This window comes from Plantactinospora solaniradicis, from assembly GCF_042658085.1.
GTDB classification, from domain to species: Bacteria; Actinomycetota; Actinomycetes; order Mycobacteriales; family Micromonosporaceae; genus Plantactinospora; species Plantactinospora solaniradicis.
Genome location: NZ_JBHSPR010000010.1, coordinates 940,276 through 961,090, shown reverse-complemented (window position 1 = coordinate 961,090; position 20,815 = coordinate 940,276). Strand labels below are relative to the sequence as shown.

The 20,815-nt window shown below is 72.4% G+C and carries 14 protein-coding genes; 6 read left to right on the top strand and 8 right to left on the bottom strand.

Features of this window, described 5'->3' with window-relative positions:
• Window positions 1-6: 6 nt before the first annotated feature.
• From ACFP2T_RS16990 to ACFP2T_RS16980, 3 genes are all read right to left on the bottom strand, one after another.
• Window positions 7-1,512: an MGH1-like glycoside hydrolase domain-containing protein gene (locus ACFP2T_RS16990; protein WP_377422531.1), complete on the bottom strand. Its 1,506-nt coding sequence runs from the start codon at window positions 1,510-1,512 to the stop codon at window positions 7-9.
• 63 nt (window positions 1,513-1,575) lie between these two features.
• The gene (locus ACFP2T_RS16985; RefSeq protein ID WP_377422877.1) at window positions 1,576-2,781 is read right to left on the bottom strand and encodes a threonine synthase; all 1,206 of its coding nucleotides are present in this window, start codon (window positions 2,779-2,781) and stop codon (window positions 1,576-1,578) included.
• A gap of 138 nt (window positions 2,782-2,919) precedes the next feature.
• Window positions 2,920-4,026 (bottom strand): DNA polymerase ligase N-terminal domain-containing protein, encoded by a 1,107-nt coding sequence (locus ACFP2T_RS16980; protein WP_377422529.1) that lies wholly within the window; start codon window positions 4,024-4,026, stop codon window positions 2,920-2,922.
• A 74-nt stretch (window positions 4,027-4,100) separates the two neighbouring features.
• On the opposite strand from ACFP2T_RS16980, the gene ACFP2T_RS16975 reads away from it, so the two are divergent.
• Together ACFP2T_RS16975 and ACFP2T_RS16970 are read left to right on the top strand one after the other, a co-directional pair.
• On the top strand, window positions 4,101-4,889 hold the full coding sequence (locus tag ACFP2T_RS16975; protein ID WP_377422527.1) for an aldo/keto reductase: 789 nt from the start codon (window positions 4,101-4,103) through the stop codon (window positions 4,887-4,889).
• Window positions 4,890-5,102: 213 nt separating this feature from the next.
• Window positions 5,103-6,128 carry a hypothetical protein gene (locus tag ACFP2T_RS16970; RefSeq protein ID WP_377422525.1) on the top strand — a complete coding sequence of 342 codons (1,026 nt, stop codon included), beginning with the start codon at window positions 5,103-5,105 and terminating at the stop codon, window positions 6,126-6,128.
• 106 nt (window positions 6,129-6,234) lie between these two features.
• Here ACFP2T_RS16970 and ACFP2T_RS16965 read toward each other — a convergent pair whose 3' ends face one another.
• A complete protein-coding gene (locus ACFP2T_RS16965) occupies window positions 6,235-7,365 on the bottom strand; it encodes a glycoside hydrolase family 12 protein (protein WP_377422523.1) in 1,131 nt (376 codons plus the stop codon).
• A 248-nt stretch (window positions 7,366-7,613) separates the two neighbouring features.
• Window positions 7,614-8,516: an IclR family transcriptional regulator gene (locus ACFP2T_RS16960; protein WP_377422521.1), complete on the bottom strand. Its 903-nt coding sequence runs from the start codon at window positions 8,514-8,516 to the stop codon at window positions 7,614-7,616.
• Between the two features lie 54 nt (window positions 8,517-8,570).
• Between ACFP2T_RS16960 and eda the strand changes: the two genes are divergently transcribed.
• From eda to ctaD, 4 genes are all read left to right on the top strand, one after another.
• Window positions 8,571-9,230 (top strand): bifunctional 4-hydroxy-2-oxoglutarate aldolase/2-dehydro-3-deoxy-phosphogluconate aldolase, encoded by a 660-nt coding sequence (gene eda / locus ACFP2T_RS16955; protein WP_377422519.1) that lies wholly within the window; start codon window positions 8,571-8,573, stop codon window positions 9,228-9,230.
• 82 nt (window positions 9,231-9,312) lie between these two features.
• Window positions 9,313-10,410, top strand: a complete 1,098-nt coding sequence (locus ACFP2T_RS16950) for a sugar kinase (RefSeq protein WP_377422517.1) — start codon at window positions 9,313-9,315, stop codon at window positions 10,408-10,410.
• 222 nt (window positions 10,411-10,632) lie between these two features.
• On the top strand, window positions 10,633-11,739 hold the full coding sequence (locus ACFP2T_RS16945) for an FAD-dependent monooxygenase (protein WP_377422515.1): 1,107 nt from the start codon (window positions 10,633-10,635) through the stop codon (window positions 11,737-11,739).
• 174 nt (window positions 11,740-11,913) lie between these two features.
• Window positions 11,914-13,674, top strand: coding sequence for an aa3-type cytochrome oxidase subunit I (gene ctaD / locus ACFP2T_RS16940; RefSeq protein ID WP_377422514.1), 1,761 nt, complete (start codon window positions 11,914-11,916; stop codon window positions 13,672-13,674).
• Between the two features lie 195 nt (window positions 13,675-13,869).
• Here ctaD and ACFP2T_RS16935 read toward each other — a convergent pair whose 3' ends face one another.
• Genes ACFP2T_RS16935 through ACFP2T_RS16925 form a run of 3 tightly spaced genes read right to left on the bottom strand, consistent with a single transcriptional unit; the run spans window position 13,870 to window position 20,782 of the window.
• Window positions 13,870-15,924 carry a hypothetical protein gene (locus ACFP2T_RS16935; protein ID WP_377422512.1) on the bottom strand — a complete coding sequence of 685 codons (2,055 nt, stop codon included), beginning with the start codon at window positions 15,922-15,924 and terminating at the stop codon, window positions 13,870-13,872.
• The gene (locus ACFP2T_RS16930; RefSeq protein WP_377422510.1) at window positions 15,921-19,610 is read right to left on the bottom strand and encodes a vWA domain-containing protein; all 3,690 of its coding nucleotides are present in this window, start codon (window positions 19,608-19,610) and stop codon (window positions 15,921-15,923) included. Before ACFP2T_RS16930 ends, ACFP2T_RS16935 begins: the two co-directional genes overlap by 4 nt.
• Complete coding sequence (locus ACFP2T_RS16925; protein ID WP_377422875.1) at window positions 19,607-20,782, bottom strand: ATP-binding protein; 1,176 nt, start codon at window positions 20,780-20,782, stop codon at window positions 19,607-19,609. Before ACFP2T_RS16925 ends, ACFP2T_RS16930 begins: the two co-directional genes overlap by 4 nt.
• Between the last annotated feature and the right edge of the window lie 33 nt (window positions 20,783-20,815).

The window sequence follows — 20,815 nt, the reverse complement described above, 5'->3', positions numbered from 1 at the left end:
CCGCGGCTAGGCCGCCGGGTCCGGGTCCGGGTCGGCGAGGAGATCCAGGGTGAGGGCCGCGGTCCAGCTGAACGCCGGTGAGCCGATCCCTGCGGCATTGCCGGGATGGAAGTACTCGTAGTACCCGGATCCTCGGACCAGGTCGAGCAGGGCGGTCCGCACCAAGCCGGCCAGCTCGACCTGGCCGTGCGCCCGCAGTCCGCGCCGGAGCAGCCAGTTGATGTTGAACCAGACCGGGCCGCGCCAGTACCGGAACGGGTCGAAATCGGCGGCGGAGCGGTCGTAGCTGGGCACCGGCATCCGGGCGGAGATCCCGAACCGGTCCGATTCGAGCACGGCCACCAGGCTCGCCACCTGTGCGGCGGGCAACCCGGGCAGGATCAGCGGCAGCAGCCCGTTGACGCACCGGGCCGGGTTGCGCCGGCCCGTTCGCACGTCCAGCGGATGGAACATGCCGGTCTGCGGGTCGAAGAGCCGGTCGACCAGCAGCCGGGTGATCGACGCGGCGCGGGCCCGGTGCACCGCCGGGTCGGCGCCGACCACCTCGGCGATCCGGGCCAGCGCCAGTTCCGCCGCGCCGCGCAGCGCGTTGAAGCCCGGGCACTCGACCAGGAACGGGTGCCGCATCCCCAGGTCCGCGTCCCGATAACCCCCTTCCCGGTACGACAACGCGATGGTCAGGTACCGGGCGTAGTCGTCGTCGGTCGGGCGGTGGTCCGAGGCGACCACCTGGTTGTCCCGCCGGGCATACCGGCGGAGTACGTCCGGTGCCACCGGTACGGCCGCGAGCGCCTCGTCCCAGGACGGGCTGTTGTCCAGGCCGGACTCCCACGGGTGGACGATGGCGCTCAGCCCCGCGCCGCCGACGTTCCGGGCGGTCGCCAGGTACTCCTGCTGGGCGACGAGGCGGGGGTACAGCCAACGCAGCTCCTCGGCGGCGGCGTCCCCGGGTGCGCACCGGTAGACCGTCCAGGCGCCGATGGCGTGTACCGGAGGCTGCACGATTCCGCTGCTCAGCCTCGGCGGGCCGCCGTTCGTGCCCGCCGGTACCGGGAAGGTCCCGTCCGAGGCGCCTCCGGCGTTGCCGTTCGCCCGTCCGCCGTTGGCGCCGACCGGCCCGCCCGGCCCGCTCGGCCCGACCGACCCGCCCGGCCCGACCCCGCTGGCCCAGAAGGTGGGACCCGGGAAGTAGTCGCGCTCGGTCACCCCCGGGTCGAAGACGATGTGCGGCACCCGCCCGTCCGGCCACTGCGCCTCGAACAGGCTGCGTAGGTCACGCCAGGCCCGCTCGGGTGCCGTGTGGGCCAGCCCGATGCTGACGAAGCCGGCGTCCCAGCTCCACTGGTGCGGATAGAGGGTGCGCGAGGGCACGGTGTGCGTACCCGTCCAGTTGGCGGAGAGGATCGTGGTCGCCCCACGCCACAGCGCCGCGTCGGCCTCGCTGAGCTGGTCCGGCACGCCATCGGGCTTGGTCGACCCGGTGGCCCGGGCGGGCTTTGCGACGAAAGACATAACCAGTCAACGCCTAGTGGCCGGATGCCGTCGTTGTCAAATTTCGGTCCACCGGCCGGGCGCTCACCGAGGGACCACCGGCAGGCCGTCCACGTCGACGGTCTCCGGATACTTGAGGCCAGCCCCCGTGTTCAGTACCACCACCCGTTCGTCCGGGCGGATCCAGCCACCGGCCCGCAACCGCTGGGCGGCGGTCAGGCAGGCGGCCCCCTCCGGGCACAGCAGCAGACCCTCCCGGGCGCCGAACTCGTGCAGGTCGGCGAGGATCGACTCGTCGTCCACCGCGATCGCCGTACCGCCGGTGTCGCGCAGAGCGTCGAGGATGAGCTGGTCGCCCAGCGGTGCGGGCACGTTGATGCCGAAGGCGACCGTCCAGGCGTCGGCCCACGGCTCGGCCCGGTCGGCGCCGGCTCCGAACGCCCGGACGATCGGGGCGCAGCCGGTCGACTGTACGGCGACCAACCGGGGCAGGGCGTCCCCGATCCAGCCCAGCGTCCGCATCTCGTGCAGCGCCTTGTGGATGCCGATCAGTCCCACCCCGCCACCGGTCGGATAGAGGATCACATCGGGTACCTGCCAGCCGAGCTGCTCGACGATCTCGTACCCCATGGTCTTCTTGCCCTCCAGCCGGTACGGCTCCTTGAGGGTGCTGACGTCGAAGATCTCCCCGCCCAGCGACCCGGACGAGGACGCGATCAGCCTGCCGACGTGCCGCCCGGCGTCGCCGATCAGGCCGTCGATCAGGTGGAGTTCCGCACCGGCGGCGACGCACTCCCGGCGGGTGATGGTGGGCGCGCCGAGTGGCATCGCGATCGTGGCCCGCATTCCGGCCCGCGCGGCGTAGGTGGCCCAGGCGGCTCCCGCGTTGCCGTTGGTAGGCATCGCCACGTGCTTGATGCCCAGCTCCCGGGCTCGGGACACCCCGACCGCCGCGCCCCGGGCCTTGAACGAGCCGGTCGGGATCAGGCCCTCGTCCTTGATCAGCAGGTTGGGCAGGCCGATCGACTCGCCGTAGCGCGGGGCCGGCAGCATCGGGGTCCAGCCCTCGCCGAAGGTGGTGACGTGGGCGTCGTCGGCGACGGGCAGGAGTTCGCGGTACCGCCAGAGGTCGGCGGCCCGGCCCGCGAACGTCTCCGGGGTGACCGCCTGGCGCACGGCGTCGAGGTCGTACCGGGCCAGCAGGGGCGAGCCGCACGAGCAGAGGTTCTGCGGCCGGTCGGCGTCGTAGGTGGTGTCACAGCGCGGGCACTGCAGGTGCGTCAGGTACACCGGATGGCCTCCAGTACTTCGGGTCACTCCATGATCCCCGTCGAGCCGATGTGACTGGGCGGTATCGGATGCGCGCTGGGTCACTCTTTGAGCCGGGCGGACGCCGACGACCGCAGCGGGTGGGTGCCCGCAGCACGGTCAGTTGTCGACGGCCAGCCAGCGGCGGGAACGTCGGCCCGGTAGGTAACCGGCGTCCAGCCGCTTGGCCACCACACCGGCGAGACCCTGTTCCCGGCTGGCGGTGAGCGCGTACCGGCCCCCGCCGGGAAAGAACGGCGGCGTCTGCCAGTGGGACCCGGACAGCGCCAGTCCGTCGAGCAGTTCCCGGCGCTGGGCGTACGGCAGGTCCAGGCTGGCGGTGCCCTCCAACCAGAGCAGGTCGAAGATCAGGTACTGGGTGCGGTCCCGGCCCGTGCCGCGCCGGCCGTTCGGACCGGGCGCCGGGCGTACCCGGCCGGCGTCGTCGAAGGTCACCAGTTCGCCGTCCAGCACCGCCTCCGTCGGGGCCAGCTCCTCGGCCAGCTCACGCAACTGCGGGTAGGCCGACGTCAGATCGTCGTCCGTGCCGGATCTCAACCGCAGCCGCCCGCCGGAGACGTACCCGATCGCCCGGACGCCGTCCCAGCGCATCTCGTAACCCCACGCCGCGTCGTCGGCCGGCAGCGTCGGCGCGGTGCTGGCCCGCATCGGGCGGACCAGGTCGGGCATCGGGGTCCAGCCCGGCGGTGCCGGGTCCAGCCGGCGAATCATCCAGTCCCGGCCGGTGTCGCCAGCGTCGGCCCTGTTCCGGTCCGGTGCCTTGCTCCGGTCCGGCGCCTTGCTCCGGGTGGTCCGGAACAGGACGTACCGTCCGGAGACCCGCTCGCCGCGCAGGTCCACCAGTACCTCGTCGGCGCGCCACTTCTCGCACGCGTAGCGGCCACGGTCGAAGATCGTCATCCGGCCGCCGCCGTACTCGCCGGCCGGGATCTCGCCGTGGAAGTCGAGGTACTCCAGCGGATGATCTTCGGTGTGCACCGCGAGGTGGCTGTGACCGGGCTCCCGGGGCAGGCCCCGGGGCACCGCCCACGAGGCGAGTACCCCGTCCCGCTCCAGCCGCAGGTCCCAGTGCAGCGCGCGGGCGTGGTGCTGTTGGATGACGAACCGATCCCCGGACTCCCCGGCGGCCGGGGCGGGCTCCGGCACCGGCTCGGGAGTACGCGCCGGATCGCGCTTACGGCGGTACGCATCCAGCCGGTCACCCATGATTGCCATTGTCCGCCGACTTCTCCGAGCGTGTCGGGATGCATGGTCGGTGCGGACCGGGGTAGGACTGGCCCATGACCTCTGCCAGCGCCCAGCCCACCGCCCAGCTGCCCGGCGGGGTCCGGATGCCGATGCTCGGCTTCGGCACCTGGCAGATCACCGGCCGCAAGGCGTACGAGGCGGTCCGCGAGGCGCTCGACGTCGGCTACCGGCACCTCGACACCGCCACGATGTACGGCAACGAGGACGAGGTCGGCCGGGCGATCCGGGACAGCGGGGTGGCCCGGGAGGACATCTTTCTCACCACCAAGCTGCCACCCGAGCAGGCGGGACGGGAGCGGGAGACGATCGCCGCCAGCCTGGCCGCGCTCGACACCGGCTACGTCGACCTGTGGCTGATCCACTGGCCGCCGGGAAGTGACCGGGCCAGCATCGCCACCTGGCGGGAACTGCTCGCGATCCGGGACGAGGGACTGGCCCGGACGGTCGGGGTGAGCAACTACGACACCATCGAACTCGACATGCTGATCGAGGCGACCGAGGAGGCTCCGGCGGTCAACCAGGTCCGGTGGGGCCCGGCCCTGCACGATCCCCGACGACTGGCCGAGAACCAGGAGCGGGGTGTGGTGCTGGAGGGCTACAGCCCGTTGAAGACCACGGACCTGCGCGATCCCGTACTGGTCGGGATCGCCCAGGCGCACGGGGTCACGCCGAGCCAGGTCGTGCTGCGCTGGCACATCGACCACGGCATCGTGGCCATCCCGAAGTCGGTGACGCCGTCCCGGATCCGGGAGAACTTCGACGTCTTCGGGTTCTCGCTCGACGACAGCGAGCTGCGCCAGCTCGACGCGATGGGGCGGTGACAGGGCGCCGCCGTACCCCTTCCGCCTCGCCGGACGCGGCGGTCGAGTTCGCCGGTCTGCGGCCCGACCCGGGTACGGCGATTCAGCCTGGTGGCGTCGGCCCGACTACCCTGGCCGGCAGCCGCCCGGGTCGACGCGCGCCGTAGTCGTCGCTCGCACCGAGCCACCCGGAGTGGGGAGCATGGACGCGGCGGGGCGAGGGAGAGGCGCGGGATGTACGACCAACTGCTCGGCGGGGACCCCGGCCGACCCGGCCCCGGTGATGGTGGCCCGGAGCCGGACTTCGTCACCTGGCTGCTCTATCTCGACCGGTGCGAGGATCCGGCCTGGCTCGGTGGGCTCGCCCGGTGGTGGTACGACGAGGCGTGCCGCGTGCTGCTGCCGTTCGTGCATCCGGAGGGCACGGCCGCACCGGCCACCTCGCTGACGGCCTTCGAGTTGGACGCCGCCGGGCGGGGTCGGCGACGTCGACCGGGCCGGTGGACCGAAGGGATGACCGAGGACTGCTGCCAACTGTCGGCGCGCTGGTTCGACGTGGCGCCGAGCGCGATCGCCTCGGAGATGGACATCTTCCTCGCCCGGTTCGCCGGCCGCCGCCACGTCCGGTTGCAGATCTCGATCGGGTTCGAGCAGCGGTCCGGGCGGCTGCCGCTGGTGCTGCCGGCACTGCTGGAGCTGACCCGGCTGGTCGCCGACGCCACGGACCCGGCGTACGGCGAGATCGTCGTCAACGCGGGAATGCTGTCGCCGGCCACGATGCTGGACGCGGCGCTCGGCCGGTCCGCGGAGTCCTCGGCCGAGGAGAGCCGGACGCACCTGCGGGGCTACGAGTGGGTGACGGTGTGCCCGGCGGAGCTGACCCGCCGGTTGGGCGGGCCGGACCACCTGCGGACGTCCGGCGCCTTCGCCGAGGTACGCCCGCTGAGGCATGGCGGTGTCCTGCTCCGGGCGACGGACGATCCGTTCGAGTACCGGGCGGACCGGGTACGCGCGGCGTTCCACGCGCTGGCACCGGTGCTTCCGCCCGGACGGCCGGGCGCGCTGCCGACCGTGCCGCCCGCGGGGTCGGCGATGCTGTCGGCGGTGCCCGGGGTGCTGGCCGGCGATCCGGGCGGGCACGACCTGAGCCGGGTGGTCTTCGCCGATCCCCGCAGCGCCGGCCGGCACATTCCGGGTCAGCGTCTCGAACTCGGGCCGGGGATTCCGTCCTCCGGTCCGGCCGGCCCGACCGCCAGCTGACCCGGTCCCGGAGCCGCACCCCGTCCGTAGATGTGCCCGGCTCCGGTCAGTGCTGACCGGAGCCGGGTGGGATGCGCTCGCCGTAGCCGGAGTTACGGGGTTCGGGTCAGGCCCGCGAGCAGGTGGAGCCGTTGAGCGTGAACGAGGTCGGTGACGAGTAGGTGCCGCTCATCGTGCCCTGGTAGCCGAATGACGCGGTGGCACCCGGTGCGATGCTGCTGTTGTGGCTTATGTTCCGGGCGGTCACCGCCGATCCACTCTGGGTGACGGTGGCGTTCCAGGAGTTCGTGACCTGCTGTCCGGACGGCAGGTTGTAGTTCAGCGTCCAGCCGTTGATCGGGCTGGAGCCGGTGTTCGTGATGGTGACCGAGGCGGTGAAGCCGTTGTTCCAGGAGTTCGCCGTGTAGGCCACCCGGCAACCACCCGGCTGACCGGTCGGCTGGCCGGTGGGCTGACCGGTGGGCTGCGGGTTGCCGCCGCCGTTGACCGACGCGGAGAACGAGTTGACGCCGAGTCCGGTGCCGCCGATCCACGGCTCGAAGCCGGCCTGGATGCTGGTCAGGTACCAGGAGTTGGTGATCGCGCCACGGTTGCGGGCGTCGTTGATGAAGTCCAGCACGCTGAAGTTCCAGCTGGTGATCGGGGACGGCGCGAGGTACGAGATCACGTTGTTGCCGCCGTTGTTGCCCCGCCACACGTCCCAGGTACGCCCGCCGACGGTGCCGCTGCCCACCGATGATCCGATCGGCTGGATCGAGCCCTGCCGGTTGAACCAGATCATGATTTCCATCTGGTTCACGCCGTCCCGCTTCGGTTGCGGGTCCAGCCAGATGTCGTACGAGGCGTTGTAGGTGGCGCCGCTGACGTAGTTGTAGCTGATGCTGCTGTTCGCGCTGCTGATCTGGCTCACCTGCATCGGCAGGTTGGTGCCGGGGGAGCAGTTGGTGTAGTGGCAGCCGAGGAAGACCGACGGGTACGAGACCGGTGCGCCGCTGGTGCTGCCCTGACCGTCCTGCCGGGTGATCGAGAAACCGTTGTCGGTGACGTTGATGCACTGCTGGGCGGTGGTGCCCCACCGGTTGTTCTGGACCACGTACCGGCCCTGGATGGTGGTCGAGCCGTACTGGTCGCAGATCTGCACGTCGGCCTGGGCGGGGCCGGCGGAGGTGAGCACGGCGATCGAACCGGCGACGAGCAGGCCGGCAATCGCCGCGAAGACGGGGACGGGACGTCTCATGATGCTCCTTGGCATGGTGGGTGTCCGTGGAGTTGGTGGAGATGCCGCGAGGGTGCCGGGCGTGCGGCGGGGTGGTGATCCTTGGGGAGCGCTCCCATGGCAGCTAGTGACACATTTACATGCTTGATATCGGAAAGCAACTCGGTGGTGCCCCAGGAGAACCGTTCGTGCCGATGAGCCGGTTTTGACGGCACGTTCGGCAGGTTGAACGTCGTACCGGGAACCGCTGCCGTCGGGCGGTGCCGGGCTCAGGCTCCGGCGAGCAGGCTGCGGGCGGCCCGGACCTGGCCGACCGCTGCACGCAACGCCGCGACGATCCGCTCCTCGCTCTCCGCGCCGAGCCGGGCGGCCGGCACGGAGAGGCTGATCGCGTCCACGGCCGGGGAGTGCAGCGGAACCGCCATCGCGAAGCAGACGATGCCCTCGGTGTTCTCCTCCCGGTCCACCGCGTAGCCGCGGGCCCGGATCGTGGCCAACTCCGCGTGCAGCAGTTCCGGATCGGTGACGGTGTGCCGGGTCAGCGCGGGCAGGGGCCAGCTCAGCAGCCGGTCGACCGCCTCGTCCGGGCGTTCGGCGAGCAGCACCTTGCCCAGTGCGGTCGCGTGCGCGGGCAGGTGCCGGCCGATCGCGCTGTACAACCGCAGCGGATGCACGGATTCGCGTTTGGCCAGGTAGACCACGTGTGGCCCGTCCAGTCGGCCCAGGTGCACGGTCTCGCCGAACCGGCTGGCCAACTCGTCCAGCACTCCGGACAGCAGTCCGGTGGCGTCGTCCGCCTCCAGGTAGGCGGCGCCGACCTGGAGGGCTCGTACGCCCAGCCCGAACCGGGTGCCGGTGACGTCCGCCTCCACCCAACCGCGCTGGATCATGGTGCGCAGCAGGCCGTGCAGGCTGCTCTTCGGGATCCCCAGGTCGCGGGCCAGTTCGACCAGTGAACGACGCCGGGGCGAGTCGGCCAGCGCCTCCAGTACGTCGAGGGTCCGGCCGGCCGACTTCACCGGCTGGAACGCCTCGATCGGCGCCGTCGCGCCGGCCAGGTCGGCCGGGTCGGCCGCGCCGGCCGGGTCGACGGCCTGGCTCGGACCGCTGCCGACGGTCCGGGTGGCCTTGCCCGGCAGCGACTCCGTGTCCCTGGTCGTGCCCGTTGTCATGGCGGCCACTCTAGTCGGCTTGACAGCGCTGGGGAGCGAAGTAGGGTCGCGTACGTGACCACCGTTCAAGATGATGAACAGATTGCGGACGTATCGGAAACGATCGCCGCCACCCGGATCCTGCCCGTCGTGGTGCTCGAGGACGCCGCCTCCGCCCCGGCGCTGGCCGCCGCGCTCACCGCCGGCGGCCTACGCGCCATCGAAGTGACGTTCCGGACGGCCGCCGCCGCCGACGCCATCCGAGCCATGTCCGAGCGTCCCGACCTGCTGGTCGGTGCCGGCACCGTGCTGACGCCGGCCCAGGTCGACGAGGCCGCGGACGCCGGGGCCCGGTTCGTGGTCAGTCCCGGTTTCTCCCCGGCCGTGGTCCGGCACTGCCAGCAGCGCGGCCTGCCGGTCTTCCCCGGCGCCGCCACCGCCACGGAGATCCAGATGGCCCTGGACGCCGGCCTGACGACGGTGAAGTTCTTCCCGGCCGAGCAACTCGGCGGAGTGAAAATGATCAAGGCGCTGGCCGCGCCATTCCGGTCCGTCCGGTTCATTCCCACCGGCGGGGTCAACACCGGCAACCTCGCCGACTACCTGGCCCTGTCTGCCGTGCTCGCCGTCGGTGGCACCTGGATGGTCGCCCCCGCCCTGCTCGCCGCCGGCCAGTGGGACGAGGTGACCCGGCTGACGGCCGCCGCCGTCGAGGCGAGTCGACCCTCGGCCTGAGCCGCCGCCCGTCCCGCCCGACGTCTCGACCTGCCGCCCGTCCCGCCGACCTTCCGCCCGTCCCGCCCGAAAGGCCCGCGCAATGTTGACGCTTCGATCCGCCGAGGACTGCCGCTACGACCTGGTCTCGCTCGGCGAGGTGATGCTCCGGCTCGACCCGGGCGAGGGCCGGGTGCGTACCGCCCGGACGTTCCGGGCCTGGGAGGGCGGCGGGGAGTACAACGTCGCACGCGGGCTGCGTCGCTGCTTCGGACTGCGTACCGGGCTGGTCTCCGCGTTCGCCGACAACGAGGTGGGCCGGCTGCTGGAGGACCTGATCCTCGGCGGTGGGGTGGACACGAGCCTGGTGAAGTGGCTGCCGTACGACGGCATCGGCCGCAGCGTCCGCAACGGACTCAACTTCACCGAGCGGGGCTTCGGGGTACGCGGCGCCGTCGGCACCTCCGACCGGGGCCACACCGCGGCCAGCCAACTCCGGCCCGACGACGTCGACTGGGACCACCTGTTCGGCACGCTGGGCGTGCGCTGGTTGCACACCGGGGGCATCTACGCCGCACTCTCCGAGATCACCCCGGAGACCATCGAGGCGGCGATGGACGCCGCACGCCGGCACGGCACCGCCATCTCGTACGACCTGAACTACCGCCCCAGCCTGTGGAAGGCGGTCGGCGGCCAGTCCCGGGCGCAGGAGGTCAACCGACGGCTGGCCCGGTACGTGGACGTGATGATCGGGAACGAGGAGGACTTCACCGCGTCGCTGGGCTTCGAGGTCCCGGACACCGACGAGAACCTCGCCGAACTGGAGGTCGCCAACTTCCAGCGGATGATCGAGGCGGTGACCAAGGAGTACGACAACTTCCGGGTGGTGGCGACGACGCTGCGCACCGTACGCAGCGCGACGGTCAACGACTGGGGGGCGATCGCCTGGTCCGCCGCCAGCGGTTTCGTCCAGGCGACCCACCGGCCCGGACTGGAGATCCTCGACCGGGTCGGCGGAGGTGACAGTTTCGCCTCCGGGCTGATCTACCAGCTGCTGAGCGGTGGTGACCTGGCCACCGCCGTCGAGTACGGTGCGGCACACGGCGCGTTGGCGATGACCACCCCCGGCGACACCTCGATGGCCAGCCTGAAGGAGGTCGAGGCGCTCGTCCGCGGGGCCGGCGCCCGGGTACAGCGGTGAGCTGACCTCGGCCCTCGGACCAGGGCGGATCCCTCCAACGGACGCCCGGAACCACCCAACGACGGGCCTACCTGGGCCGGTGGTCGACCCCGCTGATCTTGCGGTCGATCGCCTCGACCCGGCTGTGAGGTGGGCGCATCCGATCGGATCTACCGCTGAGGCGATAGCGCGGAGTAGTGTCTTGCCTTCAACGCGTGCCGATCCCTCCGGAGGCGTCACCAAATGGCCGGATCCACCCTGCGCATTCTCGTCGTTGGCGCGGGCATCGCCGGTCTGGCGGTCGCCCGTGCGCTTCGGCTGGCAGGATTCCGGCCGGAGGTCACCGAGCGGCTGCCCGCGTCCCGAGCCGCCGGAGCCGGCATCTACCTGCCCGGCAACGCCGAGCGGGCGCTGCGGGAGATCGGCCTGGACGGCCCGGTACGTCCACTCGGTCAGGTCATCGAGCGGCAGCGCTTCTGCGACATGCAGGGTCGGGAGCTGTGCGAGGTCGATCTCGGGAAACTCTGGGCGGGCGTCGGCGAGTGCCGGGCGCTCCCCAGCGCCGACCTGCACCGGGTGCTGCTCACCGGTGCCGGCGGCGAGGTCCGGTACGGCACCGAGATACGGGCGCTGGACGTCGGCAGCGACACCGTGACGGTCACCTTCGCGGGCGACCGCCAGGCCGAGTACGACCTGGTGATCGGTGCCGACGGCCGGCGTTCGGCGGTACGCGCACTGGCCGCGCTCGGCGGCCCGCCCCGGCCGGCGGGACAGGTCGTCTACCGCAGCGTCGTCACCGGCGGGCCCCGGATCGCGGAGTGGACCGGGCTGCTCGGCGAGCGGGCCGCGTTCGTCGTCGTGCCGATGGGTGCCGGCCGGCTGTACTGCTACGCCGACGAGGCGGGCACCGACCTGCCGGCGGATCCGCTGGCCCGGGTCCGCGAGCTGTTCGGCGAGTACGGCGGCCCGGTGCCGGCCGTGCTGGACGCGGTGGAGCAGGTGCACGTCGCCCGTACCGACGAGGTGCAGCTGGGGCGCTGGTCCCGGGGTCGGGTGGTGCTGGTGGGTGATGCTGCGCACGCCACGGCGCCGACGTTGTCCCAGGGGGCCGCGATGGCGCTCGAGGACGCGCTGGTCCTCGCCCGGGCGCTGTGCCGGTCGATGACGGTGCCGGAGGCGCTGAGCGGGTACGAGAGCCGGCGCCGGCCACGGATCAAATGGGTGCTGGACCGGACCCGTGACCGCGACCGGACCAGGGACGTACCGCCGGCGCTGCGCGACCCGCTGTTGCGTGACCGTGGTGGACGGATCTTCCGGGAGCACTACCGGCTACTCGTCGCCCCGGCGTGAGCCCGCTGGTCAACCCGGCCGGTCGGGCCGGAAGCGCCTCACGCGACGACGCGCGCGGGTCAAGTCGTACCCGACGCCGGACCCGCCGCTGGCGGGGACTATTCTGCCTCCGAGGTACGGCCCGCAGATCAACAGCGCGTGCCGAGTGGGACTAACGAGAACCGGAGGCCACTCGTGACCACCGTCGCACCAAAGCCGATCGTGACCCGGCCATGGCCGGTACGCCAGCCGGTCAAGGGCTCGGCAATCGCGCGGTTGCTGCGTACGACGGACGCGAAGCAAATCGGGATCATGTATATGGTCACGGCGTTCGCGTTCTTCATGATCGGTGGCCTGATGGCGCTGCTGATGCGCGCCGAGCTGGCCCGGCCGGGACTCCAGTTCCTCTCGCCGGAGCAGTACAACCAGCTCTTCACCATGCACGGCACGATCATGCTGCTCTTCTTCGCGACGCCGATCGTCTTCGCGTTCGCGAACTTCGTGGTGCCGATCCAGATCGGCGCGCCGGACGTGTCGTTCCCCCGGCTGAACAGCTTCGCCTACTGGCTCTACCTGTTCGGCGGGACGCTGGCCCTGGGCGGCTTCGTCACCCCGGGCGGCGCGGCGGACTTCGGCTGGTTCGCGTACACCCCGCTGAGCAATGTCGAGCACTCGCCCGGCGTCGGCGCGAACATGTGGATCGTCGGCCTGGCCATCTCGGGTCTGGGAACGATCCTCGGTGGCGTCAACATGATCACCACGATCCTCACCCTGCGCGCGCCCGGCATGACGATGTTCCGGATGCCGATCTTCACCTGGAACATCCTGGTCACCAGCCTTCTGGTGATCATGGTCTTCCCGCTGCTCGCGGCGGCGCTGTTCGCCCTCGCCGCGGACCGGATCCTCGGTGCCCACGTCTTCGACGCGGAGACCGGCGGCCCGATGCTCTGGCAGCACCTGTTCTGGTTCTTCGGGCATCCCGAGGTGTACATCGTCGCGCTGCCGTTCTTCGGCATCATCAGCGAGATCATCCCGGTCTTCTCCCGCAAGCCGGTCTTCGGCTACAAGGGGCTCGTCGGCGCGACCATCGCCATCGCGGCGCTCTCGATGAGCGTGTGGGCACACCACATGTTCGCCACCGGTCAGGTGCTGCTGCCGTTCTTCTCGTTCCTGAGCTTCCTGATCGCGGTCCCGACCGGCATGAAGTTCTTCAACTGGATCGGCACGATGTGGCGCGGCCAGATCAGCTTCGAGACGCCGATGCTCTGGTCGGTCGGCTTCCTGGTCACCTTCCTCTTCGGTGGCCTGACGGGCGTGCTGCTGGCCAGCCCCCCGGTCGACTTCCACGTCTCGGACTCCTACTTCGTGGTGGCGCACTTCCACTACGTCCTCTTCGGCACCATCGTCTTCGCGGTGTACGCCGGCATCTACTTCTGGTTCCCGAAGATGTTCGGCCGGATGCTCGACGAGCGGCTCGGCAAGGTGCACTTCTGGCTGACCTTTATCGGCTTCCACACCACGTTCCTGGTGCAGCACTGGCTCGGCAACGAGGGCATGCCCCGGCGGTACGCCGACTACCTGCCGACGGACGGGTTCACCACGCTGAACACGATCTCCACGATCGGCTCGTTCATCACCGGTATCTCGACCCTGCCGTTCATCTACAACGTCTGGAAGTCGTACAAGTCCGGCCCGGTGGTCGAGGTTGACGACCCGTGGGGTCACGGTAACTCGCTGGAGTGGGCGACCAGTTCGCCGCCGCCGTTGCGGAACTTCGACCGGATGCCCCGGATCCGCTCCGAGCGGCCGGCGTTCGACGCCAAGTTCCCGGAACTGGCCGCCGGTGGACAGTCGCTCGCCGGGCCGCCGGAGGGCGGCGCCAAGCCGTTGACCAGCGAGTCCGACCATGGCGCCAGCTACACCGAGGACACCGCCAGCAACATCGACCGGCAGTAGCCGACTCGGTTCCGCGCCGCGGCCGGTACCGGAGACCCGTTCTCCGGCACCGGCCGCGAGCCGTTTCACCGAACTGTCGTCGCCTTCGCGCCGCCCGGGCCCGCCGCCTCGTATTCGACGAACCGGTCCGGCCTCCGTGACTCCCGCAGCTGAATCCGGTGCCCGTCAGACGTTGCGACGGGTTGGCGGTGCCCGTCAGACGTGCGACGGGTCCGTCCAGGATGCCCGCACGAGTTCCCGTTCCGCGACGGCGAGGTGGGTGGCCGCCGCGACCCAGGCCCAGGCGTACCGGTCCGGATCGGGGTCGGTGAGCCGGCCGAAGGCGTCCCGGCCGTGACGATCGGATTCGGCGCCCAGTGCGGAGGCGAGTTGGGCGGCCACCGCGAAGCCGGCCCGGCGTAGCGGCGCCGTCAGCCCCGAACCGTCGCCCCGGGCGGCCTCCCCGACGGTCCGCCGACCACCGGCCACGGCCAACTCCACCAACCGGCGTACCCGCCACAGCGGAGACGCCGCCACCAGGTCCGGCCCGGGTTGACCGATCGGTACGTCCGGCGGCTCCGCTCCCACCGGGGGAAGGTGTCCGCCCTGGAGCAGGTCGTACCCGAGATCCGCGTGATCGAGCCACTGCTCGGGCAGGCGTAGCGTCGGCTCGGCCCCGGGCACCGGACCGACCGCGAGCGGGCGGAGCGTGCTGGCCCGCTCGGTGTCCAGCCGGCCGACCACCCGGATCCGCAGACCCGGCCGGGACGCGAGCCGGCGCAGGTTGGCCAGGTGGGCCAGCTCGGGATGGGAGTCGGCCGGCACGAGCCGGATCACCGGCCCGGTCGCGGTGACCGGCGGGGTTGCGGCCGCCGACAACTCTCGGGCGAGCAGATGGTCACCGGACGCGCCGAGCACCACCAGGTCACAGCCGAGGAGTTCCGGGCCGCCGGGACCGTCCGCTGCGGCACCGAGCTGGGCGTCGGAACCGTTCCCGGCCTGCCCCGGGGCGGTGCCGAGCTGGGCACGTACCGCCTCCGCGAGTGGTCGGGTGAACAGTTCCGCGGGCGGACCCGCCGACCAGCCGGAACCGTTGACCGGGATGGCACGAACTCCTCGTCCGGCGCCGAGCCGGCCGTCCGGCGACACTGTCGCTCCGGAGATCAGCAGGCCGCCGCGAGCGAGCTGGGCATGGTTGACGGCGGCCAGCCCCACCTCGACCGCCGCGTTCCCGCAGGCCCGAGCCCGGTCCGGCCCGCCCGGCTGCACGTCGACGACGGAGAACCAGCGTCCGTCCTCCGAACGGAGATGGGTGACCACACCCGCGTAGCCGGTCGCGCTGATCACCGGCTCACGGCACACCCCGGACACCCGTAGGCCGCCGCCCGGGCGGTAGCTGCGTCGGCTCACTCCGATCAGGGCCGGATCGGCGTCGCCAGCGGCGAGCCGCGCCGAGGTGAGCAGGACCTCGTGCAGCACCACGACCAGGTCGGCCAGCCGATGACTGTCGTGCCGGGCCCGCGCGGCCCGTAGACCACGCACCGCCCGGAGCGCCGCGTTCTCCGCCCGGGGCAGCCCGGCCAGTCGGGCGCTGTGCGCGGACCGCAGTAGTTCGGCCTGGAGCACGGCGCCGGCGGCCGGCACCCCGGCGGCGAGTACCGCCACACCGGCCCGCCACAGCCCGGTCGCCGCGACCCGCTGCGCGGCCGTCGGGCCGCCGCTCCGGGTGGTACGGCCGGTGACGGTCGGCGGGGCATTCCCGTCGCCAGCGATCGAGGTGTCAGTGTCGGAGTCGCCGGGGGTGGCGGTACCGCCGCTGCCGGCGTTCGGGGCGGCAGCGGTGGCGGCGCCGTTTGGGGCGGTGCTGCTCGACGCGGTCGTGGTGGCGGTGCTGCTCGTGGCGGTGCTGCTCGGGGCGTCAGACGGCGAGGGCAGCATGGCCGGATCGGCGACCGGGCAGGCCCCGAGCACGGCCGCGCGGTGCAGACAGCGGGGAGCCAGTAGACAACCACATCGGACCTGGTCCGCGTCGGTGATCACACCGGACGGTGCGGGCGTGAGGGTGACAATCGCGTCCGGCCCGTACTCGATCCGGAGCCCGTCCGGCCCCGTGCTGCGCGGAGCCGCGCCGACCCGTTCGATCGTCGCATCGAGTTTCCTGGCCAGCCGGGGGGTGAGATCCGCGGTGACTGCGGCGACAACCTGCGGCGCCACCGGCGGCAGCGCGTCCCCGACGGAGTCCGGCGGGTCGGCTGGCAGCGAATGCGTCACCGGGATCCTCCACGTAGCCGGTCGCCCACCCAACGGGCGAGTTCGAGCGGGCTGAGCGCGGCGATCGGCATTCCGGCCGCGACGAGTTGCTGGGCGATCGGCACCGAGTAGCGCGGGACGCCCCCGTCGTCCAGCGCGGCGCAGCCGAGCAGGTGGACACCCGAGTTCGCCAGCGCCCGTACCTCGCCGAGCAGCCCGGCGAGTGGGTAGCCCTCCTCGAAGTCGCTGACCACCACGACGATCGTCCGGCTCGGCACGGTCACCAGGGACCGGGCCTGGGCGAGCCCGGCGGCGATGTGCGTTCCGCCGCCGACCCGTACCTCCAACAGCAGCGAGAGGGGATCGCTCACCCGGTCGGTCAGGTCGATCACCTGTGTCGAGAAGGCGAGGAAGTGCGTGGACAGCGTGGGTACCCCGCCCAGCACGGCGGCGGTCAGCGCCGACCACACCACAGACGCCTCCATCGACCCGGAGACGTCGACCACGAGGATCAACCGCCAGTCGGCCTCGCGCCGGACGAGGGTGTGGAACACCGGCCGTTCCGGCAGCACCACCGTCCGGCCGTCCGCGAGCCGCCGGGTGTGTGCCAGATTGGCCCGCAGGGTACGGGCGAGGTCCAGCCGGCCACCCGGGCGACGGGTCGGCCGGGGCGTGGTCAGTCCGGACAGCGCGGGCCTCAGTTGACTGGCGAGTTCCCGGGCGAGTTCGTCGACGAGACGCCGGACGAGTGGCCGTAACCGGGCCAGCCGCTGTTCGGGCAGGCCACCGGCGAGCGAGAGGACCGAGGTCAACAACTGCACCGACGGGCGTACGGCGTCCGGGTCGAGTTCGGTGAGGACGTCGCTCCGACCGTTCTCGGCCGCTCGGGCGAGCACCTCCTCCCGGATGCCCGCGCCGAACAGGGCCTCCAGTTCGTCCGCCCACTCCCTCGCCGTCGGGAAGGACGCGCCCTGGCCCGCACCGCCGGAGGAGGAGCCCTGACCAACGTCGGCGGCTCCTTCGCCCCGGCCCGTTCCGTACAACTCGTCCAGGGCACGCGCGTGTCGCCGGACGTCGTCCGGCAGCCGTTCGGCCTCCCGGCCGAGCAGCAGACGCCAGCGGTCGGCCGGACCGAGCCGTACCTCCGGCAGTTGATCCGTCGCGCCGCCGCCCACGGCCACCGTTCCGGCCGTCCCGCCGTCGACGGATCCCGCGCCTTCGGGTTCGGCCTCCTGGGCGTCCTCGGCGCCGGTGGCGGCCGGCACGGTGGTGGTTGGTCCGGTGCCGGTCGGCCGCACGTCGGGCAACCCGGGCAGCGGAATGCCCAGGGCGCGGAGCGCGGCGTGTCCGGCGGCGTCAGCCGCGCTCCAGCGGGCCAGCACGGCGGGCGGGGCGGAGAGGGTGAGGTCGATCCGGTCGCCGAGGCGCCCGGTCACGGTGCCCAGCAGTTGTTCCCGGGCCACCGGCGTCAGCGTGTCGAAGCCGCCGCGCAACGCCGGCAACCGGTCCAGGAAATCCTGGTCGGTCAACCGCTCGACCCGGTCGAGCAACGGGTCGAGCGCGGCCGGAGCGGCCTGGAGCAGTGGCCCGGCGGCCGTCAGCAGGCCGCCCAGCAGGTGGAGCAGTCGGCGCCGCGCGGCGGGATCCGTACCGGCGTCGATCCAGCCGGCCCCACGGACGCCCAGGGTTTCCGGGGTGTCGAGGTCGAGCAGTACCCGCGCCGCCAGAGCGGCCCCCTGCACCAGAGGTGACCCGGTACGGGCCAGCTCCGCCAGGACATCGTCGAGGCGCAGCCCCAACCGGTGCTCGCCGGCCCGTACGGCGAGCGCGACCAGTGCGGCGGCCTCCTCCGGCTGATCACTGCCGGCGAGTCCGGGCAGCCCCCGAACCGCCGCGTCCAGCAGTACCGTGCCCATTTCGCCGGCCCGCTCCCGCCCGTCGGCGGTGGTGCCCGGTAGGTGCTGCCGGCGCAGCGCCTCCACCAGGTCGAGTGCGGTGAGCAGTTCGGCGAGGGTGCCGGCGGCCGGTAGCACTGCGGCGGCCCGGTCGAGCCGGTCGTCGACCAGGTCGGGCAGATCACACCGGGCCGAGTCCTCCAGCCCGGCCAGGACCTCCGCGCAGGTGGGTCCACCGTCGGCGGACTCCCGGTGGAATCGCGCCCGCAGCGTGCCGGCCGTGGCAAGGCGCACCGTGACGCCACGTACGCCGACCAGATCCAGCAGGGCCGGTACGGACGGTGTCCAGGAGACCCGCCACCGGGTGGTCAACGCCGAGCCGTCTCCGATGCCGGCCACCTCGGTCGGCTCGCCGTAGTCGATTCCGCACGTCCTCAGACGGCGCAGCATGATCTCACGACGACCGTCCAGCATGGACCGGAGCGGATCGAGGCGGAGTTCCCGGGACGCCGGATCGGCGGGATTCGGCAGCCGCAACTCGACGAGTTCGGCCTCCACCGACGGCCCGAGCCCGGACCGGGGCGTCCCCGGGGCCGTACGCCCCCGCTCGGCGCCGACCAGCACCGTTTCCAGCGCACGGGCCAGGGCCCGCCCCCGGCCGAGCAGTTCTCCTTGGCCGAGCACCGTGGTCACCGCCTCCAGCAGCTCCCCCCGCCCGGGTGCGGGCAGGGCACGCAGTCGGGCCAGGTCCTCGGCCACCCGTAGGGTTTCGGCGGCCTCGCCGGTACCGGCGGTGTGTCCCACCGTCCGGAGTGCCCGGCACACGTCGGTGACCGCCCGGGCGGCGGCGGTCCGGATCCGCTCCGGATCGCCGCCGGCCAGGAAGACCGCCTGCTGCCAACGCGGGTCGCGAATCCCGGCCGCGTAACCGGAACGGGAGTCGAGCAGGTCAAAGGCATAGGGGACGAGCGAGACGGTGACGGTGTCCGCCGCCGCGGTGGTGGGGGCGGTGTCGGTCGCCGCGGTGTCCGCCGCTCCGCTGGTGGGGGCGGTGCTGGCCGCCGCCGTGTCTGTTGCTCCGCTGGTCGGGGCGGTGCCGGTCGATCCGAGCAGTGCGACGGCGTGGAACGAGCCGACGACGGCGGCGACCCGGCGACCGCCGGCAGCAGCCTCCCCGAGCACCCGCCGCATGTGTTCCTCGCGGGCCAGGTCCCGGGCCGGTACGCCGTGTGCGGTCGCCGCGTCCTGCCGCATCGCCCAGCCGACGCCGAGGGCGGCCCGGCGTACCGCCTCGGGGGGACAGCCCGGGGCCCGTACCTCGACGGTCCGGTCCCACAGGTCGTCGTCGTGCCGGCCGGTACCGGTGGCCGCGAGCGCGGTGGCGAAGGCCGGCGTGGTGGCCGGGTCCGGCGCGGTGACCACTTCCGTGGTGCCGGTCGACGACGACCAGCCCGGTTCGGTGAGCGGAAGATCGCAGCAGACCACCTCGACGCCGCGTTCCCGGGCCCACCGGATCGCGGCCAGCTCGGGGGAGAAGTCGGCGAACGGATAGAAGCCGAGTCGCCCGTCGTCACGGGCCCCGGTCAACGCGACCGGCGCCCGGGTTGCCGGGTCGGCCAGATAGGGCAGCCAGGACTGGAAGTCGGTCGGCAGCTCGATGCAGAGCACGTCGGGCGCGGCGGTGTCGAGAAGTGCCGGCACCAGGGCCGCCAACGCGGGGCTGTGGTGCCGTACCCCGATCAGGAAGGGCTGGACCGATCCGGCGAGCGCCTCGATCGCCTCTCGCGGGTCCGACGTCGCTGCCCTGGTCACCTCAGCGTCTCCCGCAGGTCCCAGAGCCGGCGCCACATCGGTGCCCCCTCCTCGGCACGCCGCCGTACCGGGCCGTCCCAGTAGCCGACGAGCCGGCCGTGGTCGGCCTGGTCGTCCTTGCGCACCACCCCGAGCAGGTGTCCGGGCAGCAGGTCGAGCACGTCCCCCGCCGGCAGGTAGGCCGAACTCAGGCCGAGTGCGGCGGCCACCTGCACCGCTTCGGCGGTGGACATCACCGTGCTCGGTCGCTCCACGTCCCAGCCCTCGGCCGACCGCCCGGACCGCAGGTCGCGGAACACCGTGACCAGGGCGTCGAGCACGCTGTCGTCCACCGCGTACGCGGCGCCGGCCCGCGCCACGGCGGCGACGGCCTGCCGGCGGACCAACTCCATCTCGGTCACCGGATCGGCGATCGGTCCGACGGTTTCGAAGTTGAAGCGGCGCTTGAGCGCGGCCGACATCTCCGACACGCCCCGGTCACGCAGGTTCGCGGTCGCGATCACGGTGAAGCCCGGAGCCGCCGGCAGCACCCCGGCGGGGGTGTCGGCGAGCTCGGGTACGTTGATCCGCCGGTCGGACAGGATCGACACGAGCGCGTCCTGCACCTCCGGCAGGCAGCGGGTGACCTCCTCGATCCGCGCCACCCGACCCGTCCGCATCGCGGTGAGCACCGGGGACTCGACCAGTGCCTGCCGGGTCGGACCCTGGGCCAGCAGCAGCGCGTAGTTCCAGCCGTACCGGAAGGCGTCCTCGGTGGTTCCGGCGGTGCCCTGCACGGTCAGCGCGCTGGTGCCGCAGACCGCCGCTGCCAGCAGTTCGGAGAGCATCGACTTGGCGGTGCCCGGTTCACCGACCAGCAACAGTCCGCGTTCGCCGGCCAGGGTGACCACGCACCGCTCCACCAGCACCCGCTCGCCGACGAACTTGGCCGGGATGACCAGGGTGGCCGGCAGTTCGCCGCCGTCCGGACCGGTACGCCGCTCCTTGGCCAGGGCGAGCGGTTCGCCGTCGCTGCCCTGGATGAACGTGACCACGGCACGTGGGGTCAGCGCCCATCCGGGTGGCCGGGGGCCGTCGTCGTACGCGGCGAGGAAGGCCAGCTCGGCGGCGAACCGTCGCTCGGCCGGCAGGACCTGCCAGCCGTCCGAAGTCCCGCCGGGGCCCGTCGTCAGGTCTGTCGTCGGCCCTGCCGTCGGGTCTGTCGT